General features: G+C 42.9%; 18 protein-coding genes. 3 read left to right on the forward strand and 15 right to left on the reverse strand.

Translation table 11 applies throughout. The features are described from left to right. Positions 1 to 170: 170 nt before the first annotated feature. The 5 genes from galT to LI112_RS05090 form a co-directional block, all read right to left on the reverse strand. Positions 171 to 1,661: a UDP-glucose--hexose-1-phosphate uridylyltransferase gene (gene galT / locus LI112_RS05070; protein ID WP_117753850.1), complete on the reverse strand. Its 1,491-nt coding sequence runs from the start codon at positions 1,659 to 1,661 to the stop codon at positions 171 to 173. A gap of 21 nt (positions 1,662 to 1,682) precedes the next feature. Further along, positions 1,683 to 4,145 (reverse strand): hypothetical protein, encoded by a 2,463-nt coding sequence (locus LI112_RS05075; protein ID WP_227190321.1) that lies wholly within the window; start codon positions 4,143 to 4,145, stop codon positions 1,683 to 1,685. Beyond that, a complete protein-coding gene (locus tag LI112_RS05080; protein WP_227190322.1) occupies positions 4,142 to 5,317 on the reverse strand; it encodes an SAM-dependent methyltransferase in 1,176 nt (391 codons plus the stop codon). Before LI112_RS05080 ends, LI112_RS05075 begins: the two co-directional genes overlap by 4 nt. 90 nt (positions 5,318 to 5,407) lie before the next feature. Continuing rightward, positions 5,408 to 5,773 (reverse strand): hypothetical protein, encoded by a 366-nt coding sequence (locus LI112_RS05085; RefSeq protein WP_227190323.1) that lies wholly within the window; start codon positions 5,771 to 5,773, stop codon positions 5,408 to 5,410. A 63-nt stretch (positions 5,774 to 5,836) separates the two neighbouring features. Then, complete coding sequence (locus LI112_RS05090; RefSeq protein WP_055056977.1) at positions 5,837 to 6,541, reverse strand: 5'-methylthioadenosine/adenosylhomocysteine nucleosidase; 705 nt, start codon at positions 6,539 to 6,541, stop codon at positions 5,837 to 5,839. Between the two features lie 252 nt (positions 6,542 to 6,793). On the opposite strand from LI112_RS05090, the gene LI112_RS05095 reads away from it, so the two are divergent. After that, the gene (locus LI112_RS05095; RefSeq protein WP_005425932.1) at positions 6,794 to 7,036 is read left to right on the forward strand and encodes a TIGR03905 family TSCPD domain-containing protein; all 243 of its coding nucleotides are present in this window, start codon (positions 6,794 to 6,796) and stop codon (positions 7,034 to 7,036) included. A gap of 29 nt (positions 7,037 to 7,065) precedes the next feature. Here LI112_RS05095 and LI112_RS05100 read toward each other — a convergent pair whose 3' ends face one another. The 3 genes from LI112_RS05100 to LI112_RS05110 all read right to left on the reverse strand — a co-directional run bounded on the left by LI112_RS05100 (position 7,066) and on the right by LI112_RS05110 (position 11,033). Further along, positions 7,066 to 8,685: an MBL fold metallo-hydrolase RNA specificity domain-containing protein gene (locus LI112_RS05100; RefSeq protein ID WP_129795820.1), complete on the reverse strand. Its 1,620-nt coding sequence runs from the start codon at positions 8,683 to 8,685 to the stop codon at positions 7,066 to 7,068. Between the two features lie 811 nt (positions 8,686 to 9,496). Further along, positions 9,497 to 9,979 (reverse strand): DUF6147 family protein, encoded by a 483-nt coding sequence (locus tag LI112_RS05105; protein WP_227190324.1) that lies wholly within the window; start codon positions 9,977 to 9,979, stop codon positions 9,497 to 9,499. Between the two features lie 70 nt (positions 9,980 to 10,049). Continuing rightward, complete coding sequence (locus tag LI112_RS05110; protein WP_227190325.1) at positions 10,050 to 11,033, reverse strand: DUF4367 domain-containing protein; 984 nt, start codon at positions 11,031 to 11,033, stop codon at positions 10,050 to 10,052. Positions 11,034 to 11,113: 80 nt separating this feature from the next. Between LI112_RS05110 and LI112_RS05115 the strand changes: the two genes are divergently transcribed. Then, the gene (locus LI112_RS05115; protein ID WP_005425916.1) at positions 11,114 to 12,187 is read left to right on the forward strand and encodes an undecaprenyldiphospho-muramoylpentapeptide beta-N-acetylglucosaminyltransferase; all 1,074 of its coding nucleotides are present in this window, start codon (positions 11,114 to 11,116) and stop codon (positions 12,185 to 12,187) included. Positions 12,188 to 12,209: 22 nt separating this feature from the next. On the opposite strand, the gene LI112_RS05120 is transcribed toward LI112_RS05115, so the two are convergent. Together LI112_RS05120 and LI112_RS05125 are read right to left on the reverse strand one after the other, a co-directional pair. Next, complete coding sequence (locus tag LI112_RS05120) at positions 12,210 to 12,752, reverse strand: RNA polymerase sigma factor (protein WP_117592890.1); 543 nt, start codon at positions 12,750 to 12,752, stop codon at positions 12,210 to 12,212. Positions 12,753 to 12,772: 20 nt separating this feature from the next. Continuing rightward, positions 12,773 to 13,177 (reverse strand): HIT family protein, encoded by a 405-nt coding sequence (locus LI112_RS05125; RefSeq protein ID WP_005425914.1) that lies wholly within the window; start codon positions 13,175 to 13,177, stop codon positions 12,773 to 12,775. A 127-nt stretch (positions 13,178 to 13,304) separates the two neighbouring features. Here LI112_RS05125 and LI112_RS05130 point away from each other — a divergent pair, with 127 nt between their 5' ends. Beyond that, positions 13,305 to 13,982: a nitrogen regulation protein NR(II) gene (locus LI112_RS05130; RefSeq protein WP_055066118.1), complete on the forward strand. Its 678-nt coding sequence runs from the start codon at positions 13,305 to 13,307 to the stop codon at positions 13,980 to 13,982. Here LI112_RS05130 and LI112_RS05135 read toward each other — a convergent pair. The 5 genes from LI112_RS05135 to LI112_RS05155 form a co-directional block, all read right to left on the reverse strand. Next, positions 13,961 to 14,551: a rhomboid family intramembrane serine protease gene (locus LI112_RS05135; protein WP_055066117.1), complete on the reverse strand. Its 591-nt coding sequence runs from the start codon at positions 14,549 to 14,551 to the stop codon at positions 13,961 to 13,963. The genes LI112_RS05130 and LI112_RS05135 overlap by 22 nt on opposite strands. A 166-nt stretch (positions 14,552 to 14,717) precedes the next feature. Then, complete coding sequence (locus tag LI112_RS05140; RefSeq protein WP_055066116.1) at positions 14,718 to 16,097, reverse strand: DUF6382 domain-containing protein; 1,380 nt, start codon at positions 16,095 to 16,097, stop codon at positions 14,718 to 14,720. Positions 16,098 to 16,131: 34 nt separating this feature from the next. Continuing rightward, complete coding sequence (locus LI112_RS05145) at positions 16,132 to 16,557, reverse strand: TadE/TadG family type IV pilus assembly protein (RefSeq protein ID WP_055066115.1); 426 nt, start codon at positions 16,555 to 16,557, stop codon at positions 16,132 to 16,134. Further along, complete coding sequence (locus LI112_RS05150) at positions 16,554 to 16,970, reverse strand: A24 family peptidase (RefSeq protein WP_167531117.1); 417 nt, start codon at positions 16,968 to 16,970, stop codon at positions 16,554 to 16,556. The genes LI112_RS05145 and LI112_RS05150 overlap by 4 nt, the downstream gene beginning before the upstream one ends. 13 nt (positions 16,971 to 16,983) lie before the next feature. Continuing rightward, complete coding sequence (locus LI112_RS05155; RefSeq protein ID WP_055066114.1) at positions 16,984 to 17,829, reverse strand: hypothetical protein; 846 nt, start codon at positions 17,827 to 17,829, stop codon at positions 16,984 to 16,986. Positions 17,830 to 17,844: the final 15 nt, after the last annotated feature.

Here is a 17,844-nt window from a genome sequence, read left to right on the forward strand (position 1 = left end):
TTTCCTTCGCACTGTTTTCACATTCTCCAAACATACCTTATAATGTCATTTTAACACAGTTCTGTTTCCGGACTGTAATATGCTACTGTCCCGTCTGTGCTTTTTATATGCAGACAGGGACTCAAAGCTCTGCGCCTTAAGTCCCTGTCTTTTGTATATTATGTGTTTTTTTATAATGATTCGATGAATCTCATAAATGCTTCTCTGCCTTCCGGTGTGCATTTGTAAACACCGGCATCTTCCAGAACATGTGTAAATACAATACCAACTTCTTTCTGAAGGATTTCATGAACATTCTCTTTGTTGATATCCTTGTATTTCGGAAGAAATTCAGCTGCCCATGCGGCATGTTTCTCAATCTTTTCGTTGGATGCGATATCTTTTCCTTCCAGAATGTATTCTTCCAGAAGCTCCAGTTCTTCTTTCAGTCTTGCCGGAAGAACTGCCAGCCCCATAACTTCGATCAGACCGATATTTTCTTTCTTAATGTGATGATACTCTGCATGCGGATGATATACACCAAGCGGATTTTCCTCTGTTGTGATGTTGTTTCTCAGAGTCAGATCCAGTTCAAACATATCGCCTGCTTTACGTGCGATCGGTGTGATCGTGTTGTGCGGTTCTTCGTCTGTCTCTGCAAAAACAAATGCAGCTTCATCAGTATATCCTCTCCATACTTCCAGTACATGAGTTGCCAGATCGACCAGACGCGCAGAATCTTTGTGGCGGATACGAAGTACGGAAAGCGGCCATTTGACAATGCCGGCTTCCACATCTTCAAATCCCGGAATCGTCACATGCTTCTCAATCGGAGCTTTTGCCATTGCAAATGTATAATGTCCGCCCTGGAAATGATCATGACTTAAGATAGAACCACCAACGATCGGAAGATCTGCATTGGATCCCAGGAAATAATGAGGAAACAGTTTTACGAAATCAAACAGTTTGATAAAGGTGTTTCTCTCAATCTTCATCGGAGTATGCTTGCTGTTGAACACGATGCAATGCTCATTGTAATATACATATGGAGAATACTGGAAGCCCCATGGTGTATCGTTGATCGTGATCGGAATGATTCTGTGATTCTGTCTTGCCGGATGATTGACACGACCTGCATATCCTTCATTCTCCGGACAAAGGAGACATTTTGGATAGCTGCTTGCTTTCGCATTTTTTGCTGCTGCGATCGCTTTTGGATCTTTTTCCGGTTTGGAAAGATTAATGGTAATATCAATTTCGCCATACGGGCTGTCTACTTTCCATTTCTGATCTTTCTTTACACGATAGCGGCGAATATAGTTGCTGTCCTGGCTTAATTTATAGAAGTAATCGGTAGCTTCCTGCGGACTGTTCTGATACTTATCCCAGAATTCTTTCTGAACCTGCGCCGGACGCGGCATCAGACAGTTCATCAGTCTTGTATCAAAAAGATCACGATACACAACACTGTCTTCGATCAGTCCTCTCTTTACGGCTTCATCCAGAAGTTCATTTAAAGTTTCTTCCAGATCTACATCAGAAAAGCTCTCTTCCGGTTCTACATATTCGTCTTCATGAAATACATCCAGAAGAAGATTGATGGTGTAATTTTTTTCACACTCCGGTACCAGTCCTGTTTCCATTCCATACTGCACAAGTTTCGTGATGCTTTTGCTTAACATAAGCCTGTCCTCCTGTTAAATTTATTTTTGGTTATCAAGATAGGAAATAAAGACATTTCCTGCTGCCTGGAATAACGCCGTACTATCGTTCATTCCGTAAGGACTTACTTCGCCTGTAGCCGGATCAAGAAGCCAGGTATTGTACTGATCGTATCCAACGATCACTACACTGGAATCTGCACCGGTCTTGGCTATAACCGCACGTTGCGCACTGATTTCATAGAGTACATTTTCCAAACTGCATCCGGTAAGGTCGATCACCGTTCCTGAATCTCCCAGTCCCTGCTGCAGAACGTCTTTGTCCCAGGAACCACTTCGAATGATCTCCGGAACATCCTCTGTATTCAGCGTCAGCTGTGTTTTCATATTTCCACGTTCCCATACATATTGCTGTGCCCGGTTCAGAACCACACCTGTCAGACTGTCTGCATGGAGAATTGCCTGTGCCGGATCTGTCCACGTACTATCCAGTCCGCCCTTTGCATATACATAATAAATATTACTGATCTGACTCTTGTCAACATCCAGTTGAACTGTTTTTTCCCCTGTATTTTTCATCTTTGCAGTAAGAATCAACGGTTCGTCTGTTTCCGGTTTGTTGTCAAATGCCAGCTTGACGATCACGCCCTGGCGGGTTGTACTGCTCTGTTCAGCAGAAACAACCTTTGCTGCCGCTGCCTGATTATTCATGATGTTGTCCTTATTTTTCACAGTATAAGAGCTTCCAGTTTTTTCAGAAAGATTAAACTGCATAAGGGTACTTCCAACCGTCACATCTGTAATATAATATCCATCCTGATGATACTCCTTTTTGACTGTTCCGTCAAAACCTTCAATTCTGATTGAAGTAATTCCATCTGTAGTATGTCCGTTTTCATCTGTAAGACTGTCACCGTCCAAAACGATACCATAGACCACATCTTCATTCATAAATCCCAGCACACGAAGGCTCTGTCCTGCATCCGGTGTAGCATTTCTTGTTTCCAGCGTATCAAAATCGATGAATTCTACCTGACCAGCCTGATCCCCGTCACTGATCCGCCATGCTGCATGTGCATTGGTAGCCGAAACCGCAAACTGATTTCCATCAATATTATCTGCAAGCACATCATAACTGCTTTCATCAATATTGATCTGATAAAGCCTGCCTGCAAGCAAAAGAAACAGCTGATTATCTTTATTCACATAGCTCAGCGTTCCAAGGTCTGATTTCAGGAATTCAAATGATTCTGACGTTGGAATAAACACACGTTCCTCTACAACATTCTGATCATGGTCATAATGGTAGATTCCAACACCACAATATCCTTCATATGTTCCGCGGTTCATATAACCATAAACCATGAAATCCAGATCCCCACTGTCATTAATGCCCAGCAGCTTGATATCATGTTCCATTCTGGAATCACGAAAATCTCCGTTTGATTTTCTGCGGAAATCAAAGACATCTACAAATTTGCCGGTATCCGGCGCATAAGTCCACAAGGCACCTTCCTGCGTAAAAGCAGTCACACTGCCATCTTCATTGGAAAGCATCGTGACATTTTTGTCCCGGACTCCAAGAAGCAGCCCATCATCTGTGATCACTGCCTGCTGAGGATCAAATACCTGATCTGCGCTTCGCTGAAAATCCAACAGCATAATTCTGGTATCCGTATAGCGAAGCCGGTAAAAATCCGTCACATTATAATACTCTGCGCCACCGTTTTCGTTGGCTGCCTTTATCTCATATTCCAGCGAAATACTCGCCGTCGTCTCATTGATCTCTTTAATGACCGGAATGCCTTTCTTGGATATCTGCGGACTTAAATTTCCCCAGCTGATCGTAGAAAGTGGTGACTGTATCGTCACAGCCGTAAAATTTGTCGAAGAAGATTCTGTAGATTCCAGATAGGCCGCAATCCCGTCTGCAGCGTTTTTATCCATACACATCTGTGCAAAACTGGAAGCAAACTTCAAATAATCCTCCGTATTCGTCGAAGACCTGGAAACTACTCTTGTGTAATAATACGCTTCTCCGTCACTGGTATCCAGCGAGATCTGAAGAGAATACTCCTGATTCATCAAAAGACCGGAACTGATCTCGATCTGTGCACGCAGATATCCGTCAGATCCTGAGCTGTCAAGGCTCTTGACCTTACGATTCTCAACAATCTTGGTTCCATCCGAAGTACGCACTTCATAGGACAGACTTTCGATTTTTTCCTCATAAGAATTAACGGCGATCGTAAGTTTCTTTGTTGTATCCAGCGGTGTTACACTGTCGCGGACAAAATCTGCTTCCATCGGCTGGCGATATCCATACATTCTGTTTGCCAGCGTACCGTTAAAATCCACCATTACTTCCGGCAACGTCGGATTATTCATATCGGAACGATCATCCGTCGTCTCATTATTCATGAGAAAAGCAGTTCCCGCTACTCCCATTACAAACACGATCAGAAGTATTAAAAACCTTCTCAAAAATCTTGTTATGGTTCTCATACTCCCTCCTTCGCATCAAATCCATCCGGATAGAGAAGTTTTTCCAGAGTCAGATGACCATGAATGGCATCCGTCATCTCTTTCAAAGCTTCACCCGAACGGGATCTGCCTGTCTTTACTGCCCGGATCAGGAGATTCTTCGGTGTATGTTCCATATCAATAAATTCCAGAATCTGCGTACTGTATCCCTTCGATTCCAGAAGTTCTGCACGGATTCCGTCTGTAAGAAGTGCAGACATTCTTTCTTTCAGAAGTCCATATTTCAGCACCGGAGAAAGCAGTTTATTCTGAATCTGGTCATTCAGTTCATGCTGACAGCATGGAACAGACAGTATCACCTGCGCATCCCACTCAACCGCTTTAGCAAGTGCATAATCGGTTGCTTTGTCACATGCATGGAGCGTTACCACCATATCTACTTTCTGCACACCTTCATATTCCGCAATATCACCACACAGAAAATGCAGTTTCTCATATCCGTATTTTTCTGCCAGTCCATTGCATTTCCGGATCACATCTTCCTTCAGGCCCAACCCAATGATATGAACGTCATATTTTTTGAGTTCCTTCAGATAATAATACATGGCAAATGTCAGATATGATTTGCCACATCCAAAATCCAGGATCGTGACCTCCCGCTCCCTGGACAATGCCGGAAGAATATCCTCAATAAACTCCAGGAAACGGTTGATCTGTTTGAACTTGTCATAAGCCGGACGATGGATTTTTCCTTCTTTGTTCATAACTCCCAGATCCACCAGGAATGGAACCGGAGTTCCTTCCTTCAATATATACTGTTTCACACGATTGTGTGCCAGAATCTGAACAGGCTCTTTCGCCTGATGCTCTTTCACTTTGACAGTTACTTTCCCCTTTTTGCTGACAAGAACACTGCCATCTTTGCATCTTCCCTGCACCTGCAGCTGGGAAAATCCACCCTCCTGAAGACTCTGTTCCACATATGCGATCACTTCTTCTCTGCTGTAATTGGAGTGAAGGACCTTGGTTCCCACCGTGGAGGATGCCTGATAACAGACGCTGCCTTTCAGTTCTATCTGGCGGATCCGCACCTTGGAAGGAGCCTCTTTTTCCTTGCTCCGCTGGCCGCTTAAGACTGCAAGCATCAGGTTTTCATCAAATTGTTTTTCCAAAAATTCCTGTAATGTCATCATATTTAATCTTTCATAATCCCTCTGTAATGCCCCTGTGTACACCATCGGATTCCGGCATTACGAACTGCAGTGTTCTTATTCGCTCAACTGTCAGAATCCACGGTATCTGCGTCGTCTGCACCGTCGCCTGGAAATCTCCTGATACAAAAGCACCTGGATCAGTTCATCCAGAAATTCATCAGAAATCTCCTGCGCTGCCATTTCTCCGTCTACCTGAGAACGTATCTGCCTGTAAAGCCGATGCATCATAAATTTGTCCGGATGCTCATCATAAAGTCTGCTTCCCTCATAATCCATAAGCTGACATTCTTCTTCAACTTTTTCCTGAATTTTGCGGGCAGTTTCCGGATAATAAGATTTCATCAGAGCAAATTCCTGCTCCTGTATTCTCTCTCTGCTGTAAAGAGAAGAATCTGCATACGTCATATAAAATGGAAGAAACTTGTCATAATACATGGACAGGCTCCTGTTTCGTCATCATCTATAACATTCTATGCAGAATCTTTTCAAGTGTGCGCTTCAGCCCTGAATGTCTTTCAGAATGCGGAGTGTCAGCTTGAAACTGTGCTCTGCTGCCTGCGCTTCGAATGTCGGATAATCCATCTCTGCACTTCCATCTGCTTTGTCAGAAATTGCACGGATCACAAGGAAAGGTACATTGTTCAGATATGCTGCCTGTGCGATTGCCGCGCCTTCCATTTCAACAGCGTATGCTCCAAATTCTTTTGTAATAAAATCTTTGACACCCTGGTCTGCCACAAACTGGTCACCGGATGCAATGCGTCCCTCGAATACTTCGATATCAGGATTTGCTTCTTTGCATGCTTTTACTGCAAGTGCGCGAAGTGCATCATCACTGTGGAAAGAAAAAGCTTCCATCTGCGGAATCTGTCCAACCGGATAACCAAATGCAACGGCATTCATATCATGATGGATCAGATCTGTGGAAACAACGATATCTCCAATGTTGATGTCTGCATTCAGACTTCCTGCGATACCGGTGTTGATCACTACTTCTGCTTTGAAATCATCGATCAGAATCTGTGTGCAGACTGCTGCATTGACCTTACCAATTCCAGAACGGACAACAACTACGTTTTTTCCTTCGATAATACCTGAATAAAATTCCATGGAAGCCTTACGTGTCACCTGAATATCTTTCATCTGTTCTTTGAGACTTGCTACTTCAACTTCCATTGCTCCTATAATACCAATACATCTCATAATATTGTAATCTCCTTTATCATCGTACCCTTTTTCTGAAAAGCCGGGCACTGTAATCTGTTATCATCCCTGATTGTGAATAGCATAGTCTATTATAGCAAATGTTGCGTTTATATGGAAACTTTTTTTGCTTCACGGGGAATTCCTCTGGAAAATCTGCGGCAGACTTGTCCGCTTTGTCCTTTTCTGGTATACTTATTGGAAAAATATATTGTTATTATTTACAATAACTGAACTCAGGAGGTTAAGATTATGGTATATAAAACATCTGGTGTCTGTTCAAGCGCCATTTCATTTGAGATCGACGATGCAGGAAAAGTTCATGATGTAAAATTCCAGGGCGGCTGCTCCGGTAATACACAGGGCGTTGCCAGACTGGTAGAAGGCATGGATGCCAAAGAAGCTATCAGCAGAATGGAAGGGATTCGTTGTGGCTTCAAACCAACATCCTGCCCGGATCAGCTTGCAAAAGCTCTGAAAGAAGCTCTGAACTAAAAAAAATCTGGGGAAAAACCCCAGATTTTTTAATTGAAATCATCTCTGTCCCACTTGTCACACAGCGACTGTATATCTCTGCTGAAACGCTCCAGGTCTTTGTTCGGCATGCCTTCGTTCTTTCGGATAACAGACATAAGGCGCTGTCCCATGGCAACCAGCTTCTGGAATGCACGTGCGGCTCTGCTTGCTTTCGGAGAAACAGAAGCTTTCGTGATTTTGATTCCCTGTGCCTCATAGATACAGGTATTGTTCGCCAGATCATAGACGGTTCCGCTGAACGGTGCCATAGAATCCAGTCCCAGTTCCTCCTGCAGTCTTCTTGCAAAAATCTCTGTCACTTCATCATCACCATGAGTAACAAATACTTTCGTCGGTTTTTCTTTAAATGCCTTGATCCATGTCAACAGACCATTGACATCCGCATGACCGCTGATTCCCGGCATCTGCCGGATCTCTGCGCCTACAGCAACCGTCTCACCAAACAGTTTAACTTCGGTCGCACCTTCGATCAGGGCACGGCCAAGCGTTCCGATTGCCTGATAACCGACAAACAGGATCGTATTGTTCGGATTCCACAGATTATGTTTCAAATGGTGTTTGATTCGACCGGCATCGCACATACCACTTGCAGAAATGATCACCTTGCAGTCTTCATCAAAGTTGATCGCTTTGGAATCATCGCTGGTAATGGAAGTCTTGAGTCCCGGGAACATCAACGGGTTGATGCCCTTTTTGACCAGTGCCATAGCTTCTTCATCAAAGCAGTCATAAATATGTTCATTAAAGATCGTTGTCGCTTCATTTGCAAGCGGGCTGTCGACATAGACCTTAAAGTTATCGTGTCCGTGCACACGTCCTTCTTCTTTAATCTGTCGGATAAAATACAGCATCTCCTGCGTACGTCCGACTGCAAAAGAAGGAATGACTACGCTTCCTCCACGGTCAAAGGTATGCTGGATCACTTCGGTGAGCATTGCCACATAATCCGGACGGTCACCGTGACTTCTGTCACCGTAAGTGGATTCCATGACTACATAATCTGCATCGTGGAGATAGACCGGGTCTTTGATCAGTGGCTGGTTCAGATTACCGATATCGCCGGAGAAGACGATTTTTTTCTCTTTGCCATCTTCCTGAATCGTGATCTCAATACTTGCAGAGCCAAGAAGGTGGCCGGCATCTACAAAGCGAACGCTGATTCCTTCTGCCGGTTTGATGGTTTTTTCATACGGGCACGGAACAAAATTCTGGATAACGCCCATAGCATCTTCCATGGTGTAAGCAGGAACAAATTCCGGCTTGCCCTGGCGGCGTCCTTTACGGTTTCGCCATTCTGCCTCGAACATCTGAATGTGGGCACTGTCTCGAAGCATAATGTCACAAAGGTGGCAGGTAGCCTGTGTTGCATAAATCGGGCCCTGAAAACCTTTTGCATAAATAGCGGGAAGATTTCCGGAGTGATCCATATGTGCATGGGTCAGAAGAACAAAATCCAGGTCACTTCCCTTTACAGGAATATCCTGATTCTCGTAGTAATCCGGCCCCTGTTCCATACCGCAGTCTACCAGGAATTTCTTTCCTGCTGCTTCCAGATAATAACAGCTTCCGGTTACTTCATGTGTCGCCCCAATAAAGGTAATCTTCATGTGCGAACCCCCTTTGTCTGAAAAATCATCCAAATGTATGTTGTTGTAATCATTATACACGATTTGATTGATTTTTAACAGTCTTTTTGTGCAAAAAGACAATAAATCTTAACAAAAATTGCGTTTTTTCGACCAGGGCTTCATGTTATAATGCTTTTGCTACTGCCCCTAGACAGGTACAGAAAGGGGGTATGCTATTGTGAATTCAATTTTATCGTTTATGCTTTCCATTCTGGCAAGTGTAATCGCCTACTACATTTGCAAATGGCTGGATGGAAAATAGCAGCTAGTAGCCAGCCTGAGGTCTAAGCCGCCTCGCCAAAATGGAATAAAAACTCCCCAGAGGTGCGAACTCTGGGGAGTTTTTGCTGTGCTATTGTGAACACATCTTATCGTTTTGCCTACTGGCATTATAGCATATGTTCTTTTAATTTGCAATATACCTTATTTCAGAAAGATTCCAATTCTCATACCTTTATTTATGTAAAATAAGGTTACTGTTCACTCCGTTCACAGTAACCAAATAAGGCGGGGTGTATGAAGTCCCGCCTTGTTTTGTATGGTTCATATGATTTTGTAGATATGGTTAAATGATCCTTTTTTTGCGTATGATTATGTTATTCCTTTGCGCATAAGATCATGAATAATGTGAACTCTGACGAGTCCGACATGATTTGTGAGTACGTTGATGTCCCCGGACGGTAACGGTGTTTACATAAATTTATTTTGCATCCTGCGACCTTCTTCGCACTTCACGGATTACTGAATAATATTTTTCTTCTTTTCTTCCTTTTTCCTTTTCCAATGGTCATTATTTGACCATGATACCCTGTGTCAGCGTAGAGGTAGATTCTTTTGTACCCGACTGGCTGGCTGCATGGTATCCACGCACACGGTAATATGTACCTGATGGAACTGCTACGTCGATTGTTTTACTCAAACTTGATGCATTGTTCGCTGTAAATTCCCATATTTTATAAGTTCCGTAGCTTCCATTGACCTTCCTCTCCAAAAACAAAGACAGATATACTTTACTACACTTTTTATGACAATCCGTCAATCCGAAAATTGCAATTTCATTGCTGGAAATTTTTTGAATTTTTACATTTCCAAGATTTAAATAACTGCTTCTTGCCAGAATCGTTGAAGTATCTTCTGCATAATCTTCAGTTGTCTCTTCATCTGTAATGTCATCCAGAATACTGATGCTATCCGCATATACCGGTGCAATACTCATCCCAACAGATATGCCAACTGCCAGAGTGATTCCCAGAATCTTTTTCCAGATATTCATTTCTCACTTCCCTTCGCTATGTAAACAACCTTTACATAACTATATACGTAAGAAATTCAAAAAAATCACTCTAAAATTTCATATATTCAACTAATTTTTTTATTTCATTAAATTTTATTTTTCCAGCTATAGTATATGAATTTTCTTCATAAATCCAATTTGCCGTATATGTTGATTGCTTATCCGACTTGTCTTCTATTTCTTTTACTACTATGCTTCCCCAATCTTTTGATATTGTGTCTACTATTTTTTCTTTTCCACTTATACTACTAATATCACTTGCTTTATTTTTTTGTTGTTTATCTACATAAAATAATACATTTGTATCATTCAATTTATATTTAATATACGCAAAAGAAGTGGGTTCACTTATTTCATACATAGAAAACTCCATCCCATACGGCCGATAATAAAACTCCGGCATCTTTACACCCAGTTTCTCTTCTATATCCGCAATCGCATCACTTTCTTTTGTGCTTGCATTCTCATTGGAGTCATCATTATATGAAATAAACTGGCTGTCATTCCCACTCAATATCCGCACACTGTTCACCAGATACTTCCTGTTCGCCTCGCTGCTCATACTTGCAGCGAACACGCAGATCAGACACAGGCCCGCGATTCCGGCGATTCTGCCAAAGCGCACATAACTGTGTTTCCTTTTGCCGGAGTTTCTGTTCGCATCGCGTGCAGGATCCTTTGATACACCTGCGTTTTTTCTGAATTCCAGAATTTTCTTTTCCATAGATTCAGGCACTGCTTCTTCTGTATTCTTCTCATCTTCTGCCTTCTCATCTGCCGTATCCTCCAGCAGACCTTCTTCTCTGGCACGCTGATAGAAGCTTTCTCTGGAAACGCTCAGTTTCTCTACGATATCCTGATTGTCCTCAAATTTTCTGCCATCAAAAAGAGCTTCCTCGATGGCATCTGCTTCCTTCAGATATTCCTCTTCCAGCCACTGACGGAATTTCTCGTCATCCTCCATATCCGGCATATCCAGGAATGCATCATCTATCTGATTGTCGTTCTGTTCTTTCTCAAACTCTTTTTTCATGATATTATCTCTTTCTTGACAATTCTTCCCCGGTGGTTCATAGTTATTGGTAATAAAATGATTTTCAGGAGGTTTTCCCTATGAAACATATTGTACTTACCGGCGGCGGTACTGCCGGACATGTTACACCAAATATTGCTCTGATCCCGACACTCAAAGCTGCCGGATATCAGATTTCCTATATCGGATCTTACGAAGGTATCGAACGTAAACTCATTGAAGAAATGGGTATTCCATATTATGGGATCTCATCTGGAAAGCTGAGACGTTATTTCGATCCCAAGAACTTCTCCGATCCTTTCCGGGTATTAAAAGGGTTCCATGAAGCAAAGAAGCTTCTCAAAAAACTGAAACCCGATGTAGTCTTTTCCAAGGGTGGTTTCGTTACCGTCCCTGTTGTAATTGCAGCCAAACGCTGCAAGATTCCAGCAATCATCCACGAGTCAGATATGACTCCGGGACTTGCCAACAAACTGTGTATTCCATCAGCCGTTAAAGTATGCTGTAACTTTCCTGAGACTGTCAGCAGTCTTCCGGCAGATAAAGCCGTACTGACCGGCACGCCGATCCGTCAGGAGCTGATGAAAGGTGATAAGGAAGCCGGCCGTCAGTTCTGTGGATTTACTTCTGACAAACCGGTACTGATGGTGATCGGTGGAAGCCTTGGCGCAGCCTCTGTAAATGACCATATCCGCAAGATTCTCCCGGAACTTCTGAAAGCTTTCCAGGTGATCCATCTCTGCGGCAAGGGCAAAATGGATGAGACCCTCAAGGGTACCGAAGGCTACGTTCAGTATGAATATATCAAAGAAGAACTTCCGGATCTTTTTGCCCTGTCTGACGTGGTAATCTCCCGCGCAGGTGCAAACGCCATCTGTGAGATCAGTGCTCTTCACAAACCAAATCTTCTAATTCCGCTGTCTGCTAATGCCAGCCGTGGTGACCAGATCCTGAATGCCCGTTCTTTCGAAAAACAGGGATTCAGCATGGTACTTGAGGAAGAAGAAATCACTGATGAGAAACTTCTGGATACGATCCATCAGCTGTATGACAACCGTCATTCTTTCGAAGAAGCAATGTCTGCAGGCAAACAGATGGATTCCATCCATCATATCGTTTCGTTGATCGAAGAATGTGTTTTATCAAAAAAATAAACAAATAGCAGGATGCAGGCAGTTATCGATGTGACTGCCTGCATATCTTTTCCATTTCTTCAATTATCCAGGCTTTCGACCGCAGATTCCTGTTATTTACATTATTCGGTGTAATCCCATACTCACTTGCCACTTCTGCTGCTGAGAGTTCCTGGAATTTTGTTTTGACCAGAATATCGTAATTCATCGGATTCCTCTTCCGAAGTCTGTTCAGTACAAGTTTCTGATATTTCTCTTCTTCCATACGAAGTATTCTTGCCTCTGGATTACTCTTTTCATCCACCGGCTCATACGCATTTTCCTCATCATCAATCGTATAACTTTCCTGTCTGGATGAGGCTTTTCTATAATAGTCCATACATTTGTTGGATGTCGCTTTCATCACCAGTGCTTTCAATCTGCCAGGTCTGGAATAATCCAGTTTTTCTTTCACTTTGAATAATGCCAGAAAAACTTCCTGACTGATATCTTTTGAAAGTTCGTAATCTTCTGTGATGCAAAAAGCAACATATGCTGAGAATCCTTGGTAGTGATCGTAAAAATCATCAAAATTCTCAATTATCATCTGTATCTGTGCTCTTTTCTTTATGCTTTGACTTTTGCCAGGATCTCTTCCTTCATCTCGTCTGTCAGTTCTCCCGGTTTCCATGTAAGTCCAACCTGATCACCTTCATAACGTGGAATCAGATGCATATGGAAATGAAATACGGTCTGACCTGCAATTTCTCCATTGTTCTGCACAATGTTAAACCCGTCACAGTGCAGTCCGTCTCTGAGCCTGGTTGCCATATGTTTGGCAAGGATCATTGCTTTTCCGGCAGTCTCATCCGGAAGTTCATAAATATTGGCTGCATGAGCTTTTGGCAGGATCAGTGCATGTCCCTTTGACGCCGGACCGAGATCCAGAATTACGCGAAAATCTTCGTCTTCATATAAAGTAGCGGATGGAATTTCTCCGTTTGCAATTTTACAAAAAATACAGTTTTCCATGATGTAGTCCTCCTTACAAATAAACTGTTTTCTTTTTCTATTGTCTCGTATTTTCGCGATTTTTTCAATACGAAATTTGTTGATTCCGATATTTTTGCATAATATACTCAGATTGAGGTGACAGATTATGCAGGAAAAAAACATTATCACACAAACAAAAAAAGAGTTTCAGTCGATGTTGTCCACATTTTCGCATGAAATAAGAAATCCGCTGGCATTGATCACCAGCGAAATGCAGATGTTGTCGGATTCACAGCCACAGCTCTGTTTCAACGAACACTGGGATAACATTATGGAAAACCTGAACTATATCCGTGAGCTGCTGGATGAACTTTCCAGATATCAAAATGCCGGTCACATTACCCTTGTACAGACAAATTTAAGTATCTGCCTGGATCGAATTACCAGTTCCTTTCGACCGGCACTGGACTACCTTGGAATCTCCTTTGAGACTGACATCCCCCGTGATCTTCCCCAGATCAGTCTGGATCAGACCAAAATCCGTCAGGCTCTTTTTAACCTTCTCCGTAATGCGCAGGAATCTATCCAGCATACTCATGGCAGAATTCTTTTTTCCGCTTCTGTCGTTCCGGACGGTGTCCAGATCACCATCTCGGATAACGGATGTGGCATGACAGAAGACCAGATTGAAAACGCCTTTCGTCCCTTCGTAACATACAAGCCCGGGGGCACTGGCCTCGGGCTTGCTGTCACCCGGCAGATCATTGAAGCCCACCAGGGTACACTATGTGTAGAAAGCACTCCGAAAGAAGGTACTTCCTTTTATATTTTTCTTCCAGGATGATAAAAAATCACTGCAAGAAAGAACCCGGACACCATCCCGCCTACATGGGCTGTGTTATCCACTCCCGTACTTGCAAAACCAAAATACAGAGAAAAAGCTGCCATGACCAGAATCTGTCTCATGGACAGATCACCCAGCCATCCTTTATTGCGAATGACAATATAGATCATGGCTCCCATAACTGCAAACACCGCTCCGGATGCTCCTGCTGATACAGCAAAATCCTGCGTACGTAATTCGATAAGTAAAGAAATCACATTTCCAAGTACTCCACCGATCAGATAGATCAACAGAAATTTTATTTTTCCAATTGCCTGTTCCAGTCTGCTTCCAAGTACAAATAAAACCAGCATGTTATTCAGAAGATGTTCAATTCCAAAATGCAGAAACATACAGGTGAACAGTCTGTAATATTCTCCACCCTGAATGATCATTGGTGTAAAGGCAGCTCCACAATCCAGCATATGCATGGTATTCTGGGAGCTTCCTGTAAATTCCACGATCAGAAATACTAGAATATTCAACAAGATCAGTCCGGCAGTCACCGGCTCTTTGCGTAATTCTTCCACAGGTTACTCTCCTCTGTTTTTGTATTCAGAGAATACATATGTATTCTGCTGTTGTTCGTCTATTTTAGCAGATGCCGTTCCCTGTGGCAAGGCAACACTTCACCTGTGCTGTCCGAAATACTGCCTTCGAACCCTCATGTCCGGTGATTTTCTTTTCAGAAGTTATCTATCCCCTCAGAAATACATATCTTGCCTGAGCAAAATCCACCTGATCCTCATCCTGCAGAAAATATTCTTCCTCTGCCCCAAGCATTCTGCCATTAACAGAAGTTCCATTCCTGGAATTCAGATCTGCCAGATAATAGTTCTCACCTGTTTTGCGTATTCTTGCATGCACCCGGCTGACTGTCGGAAGCGAGATCACTACATCCGAAGCCTGTTCCAGTTTTCCGATCACGGTCAGTTCCCGTTCCAGATAAACCGTCGGAAGTTCTCCGGGTTCCCGACTTACCAGGCTGGCTGTACCTGACAGCTGTCCTGCCGAAAGAACTACCGTTTCACCATATGTTTCCTGTTCTGCTGTATCCTCACCAGTTTTCTCACATTCCCATGAATTTTGTTCTGTACGGTTTTGTTTTTCACTCTTTTGCTCTATATCTTTTATTTCTTTTCTCTCTGTATTGTTTCTCTCTGTTTCATGTTTTTCTATATTCATTCCGGCAAGTTCCCGCTGTACTTTGTTTCTCCATTCTGCAGACTGTTCCTGTTTTTTCTTCTTTTTTTCTTCCATCCAGGTCCATCCTGCTCCAACTCCCATCAGGAGTATTGCCGCCCCCAATACAGTTTCTATTGGAATTTCCGGAAAATATCCCAGATAGCGGAAAATGAGAATTCCCAGCAGGAACAGAACCCCCACTGCACACCCGGCTGCAGGCTGCCACTTCCTGTCCTTTTTCTCCTTTTTTTCCTCCTGAAAAAATTGCGGTGGCTCCTCCATTTCTTCCACGTACTCTTCCTTATCTCTGATTTTTGTATCGCTCTCTGCAATTTTCTCTTTACTGTTCTCAGATCGATAAAGCAATTCCTTAATATTTTCCAGCTGCATCCCTGGCTCCATGGCTTTTCGGTAAATTCCATATCCAAGATTTACAGCTGTCGGATCCTCATGGTCAAGTTTGGGCAACAAATATTCGGTCAGTTCCCGAAACTGTTCCTGCACCGGATGGTGATAATCCGGCAGACAGCAGAACGAAACCTCTTTTTTCTCCACATCCAGAAAAATATATTCCGGGCAAAGTACCAGTTGTTCCGTATTCAGAAGAAACTCTGCCATTTCTTCTATTACATGGAGAAATCCTTTCAAAATCATTTCCAGATCTTCTCCCTGCAGTTTACGCTGTTCGTAAAAAGATGCCAGCGACTGCTTTGAAGTGATATCATAATAAAAGAGCCATGTTCCATCCAGTCCCTGCATGCGGCATTTTAATATAGAAGACATTGTATTTCCTGTCAGGATCCGTACCTGATAAGAAGTGGTATTGATTGTTTCATCCCCATGGAGGATCAGATAATTATGACTTACATCTCTTTTATATTCTGCAAACATATTTTACACTCTCCTATATGACCCTGTACTCTTATTATTCTGTATCCTTCACGATTTCAGATGCTGCTTTTACTTTGCGGATCCACTGCGCCGGACGAATGATCTTTGAACTGCCCTCCGTCCGCAGTACCCAGCGAAAACCTCCAAATCCGGCGATTGTATCTGCCTGATAGGAGACTTTTACTGTTTTTCCATCGCTGACCTGGTAAGACAGATTCTCTGCGCCAAAGAATCCCACATTTCCAAGTTCCTGTGCTTTTGCAGAAGCGGATTCATATATCTGTCCGTTTTTTTGTACACCTTCTATACTTCCCGCCAGTGCCGCCTCGTACGCTGCAGCCGTCAGCCAGGAACGATTATGTACAAAGAAGGAAAGATATAAAACTCCCATTACCGTTATCAGCACAAGCGACATCACGCAGGCTGCCTCTATTGTAAAACTTCCTTTTCTGACTTTCATAGCAATAATCCTCCCAGATATCCAAACAGTAAGAAAGGCACCAGTGGAATTTCTGTCTTGCGTCCTTTTTTGCATATAACCAGAAGGACTCCCGCATACACCGCTGCGATCAACATTCCGATACATGCCATTCTTACATACATTTCTGTATGCAGCATTGTTCCTAGTGCCAGAAAAATCCAGCCATCGCCCATTCCAATCTCTCCACCGGTCAGAACACTTACCGCCAGTATCATCAGGCTCACACCAAATGGCAGCAGCCAGTCTTCCAGTGGTCTTTCTGCATAAATGCTAAAGGCAAGACCAATGATTCCATAAGTACCTGTCAGCAACAGTGAAATTTCTTTTTTCTTCCAGTCTTTCCAGCCCATAACTGCCAGGAACAACACGGTCATTACTTCTCTGATCTGCATAATCCTCTGCCTCTTATCCACAGCTGCTGCAGGCATGCATTCCTCCAAGCTGTGATTCTTTTACCAGTTTTACAGTTCTTTTCAAGCCACTGCATGTAGCAAGATTGTGATATCGATTTCCCGAAGATGTAACATACACCACCCCGGATGGTTTCTGATTTCGACTGCAGCTTTCACAGGGACTGTACTTCTGTCCGCTGTCATTACGGGCATGCGTCAGAGATGAACCCGAAATCTGATTAATGGATACCTTCAGATAACGACATCCTGCCTTCTTATGGTATACCGTTCCCGTTTCTGTCACATACACCATTTCTTCCGGTTCTCTGGTCTCTCCGGAAAACGCTGTCTCATCAGCTCCTATCCATGCATGAACTTTTACTGTGTTATGCATCCATACCTTCGGCAAAGGAACAAATGCTCCGATCGGAGTATATGCATAGACATCCGGCAATGTAATTTCTTCCGGCCCCTTTCCATCCAGCACATATGCATACATTCCGGCTTCTTTTGTCTTTTCACATAATGCCTGCAGATGTTCTGTCTGAATCCGGTAAATATCCATAAAAGAGATCATCGTCACCATTCCCAGCAAAAACATAGGAAGCACAAGTGCTGTTTCCAGCGCCAGACTCGCCTTTTTGTTCAAGGCACAGAAAGATACTTTTTCAGAAGATGTGTTTAAAAATAAATTTGAGATTCTTCTGACCATCGAGGAAGCCAGGATTCTGTTTTTAAGAGAGCATTTCCTTTCTTTTTTTATTTTTCTTTTCTTTTTTGCAGTCTCGTTTTTTTTGTTTTTCTTTCTACCTATCTTTGTGATAGTATTCCCATAATCTTTTTCCTTCTGAAAAAGCATCTTTCTGCACCTCTT

Source organism: Blautia sp. 210820-DFI.6.14 (assembly GCF_020558815.1).
Classification (GTDB): domain Bacteria; phylum Bacillota; class Clostridia; order Lachnospirales; family Lachnospiraceae; genus Blautia_A; species Blautia_A obeum.

Excerpts from the sequence above, each read along its gene's own strand:
- galT (WP_117753850.1), bottom strand. The coding sequence starts at position 1,661 with ATGTTAAGCAAAAGCATCACGAAACTTGTGCAGTATGGAATGGAAACA.
- LI112_RS05075 (WP_227190321.1), bottom strand. The coding sequence starts at position 4,145 with ATGAGAACCATAACAAGATTTTTGAGAAGGTTTTTAATACTTCTGATC.
- LI112_RS05080 (WP_227190322.1), bottom strand. The coding sequence starts at position 5,317 with ATGATGACATTACAGGAATTTTTGGAAAAACAATTTGATGAAAACCTG.
- LI112_RS05085 (WP_227190323.1), bottom strand. The coding sequence starts at position 5,773 with ATGTATTATGACAAGTTTCTTCCATTTTATATGACGTATGCAGATTCT.
- LI112_RS05090 (WP_055056977.1), bottom strand. The coding sequence starts at position 6,541 with ATGAGATGTATTGGTATTATAGGAGCAATGGAAGTTGAAGTAGCAAGT.
- LI112_RS05095 (WP_005425932.1), top strand. The coding sequence starts at position 6,794 with ATGGTATATAAAACATCTGGTGTCTGTTCAAGCGCCATTTCATTTGAG.
- LI112_RS05100 (WP_129795820.1), bottom strand. The coding sequence starts at position 8,685 with ATGAAGATTACCTTTATTGGGGCGACACATGAAGTAACCGGAAGCTGT.
- LI112_RS05105 (WP_227190324.1), bottom strand. The coding sequence starts at position 9,979 with ATGAATATCTGGAAAAAGATTCTGGGAATCACTCTGGCAGTTGGCATA.
- LI112_RS05110 (WP_227190325.1), bottom strand. The coding sequence starts at position 11,033 with ATGAAAAAAGAGTTTGAGAAAGAACAGAACGACAATCAGATAGATGAT.
- LI112_RS05115 (WP_005425916.1), top strand. The coding sequence starts at position 11,114 with ATGAAACATATTGTACTTACCGGCGGCGGTACTGCCGGACATGTTACA.
- LI112_RS05120 (WP_117592890.1), bottom strand. The coding sequence starts at position 12,752 with ATGATAATTGAGAATTTTGATGATTTTTACGATCACTACCAAGGATTC.
- LI112_RS05125 (WP_005425914.1), bottom strand. The coding sequence starts at position 13,177 with ATGGAAAACTGTATTTTTTGTAAAATTGCAAACGGAGAAATTCCATCC.
- LI112_RS05130 (WP_055066118.1), top strand. The coding sequence starts at position 13,305 with ATGCAGGAAAAAAACATTATCACACAAACAAAAAAAGAGTTTCAGTCG.
- LI112_RS05140 (WP_055066116.1), bottom strand. The coding sequence starts at position 16,097 with ATGTTTGCAGAATATAAAAGAGATGTAAGTCATAATTATCTGATCCTC.
- LI112_RS05145 (WP_055066115.1), bottom strand. The coding sequence starts at position 16,557 with ATGAAAGTCAGAAAAGGAAGTTTTACAATAGAGGCAGCCTGCGTGATG.
- LI112_RS05150 (WP_167531117.1), bottom strand. The coding sequence starts at position 16,970 with ATGCAGATCAGAGAAGTAATGACCGTGTTGTTCCTGGCAGTTATGGGC.
- LI112_RS05155 (WP_055066114.1), bottom strand. The coding sequence starts at position 17,829 with ATGCTTTTTCAGAAGGAAAAAGATTATGGGAATACTATCACAAAGATA.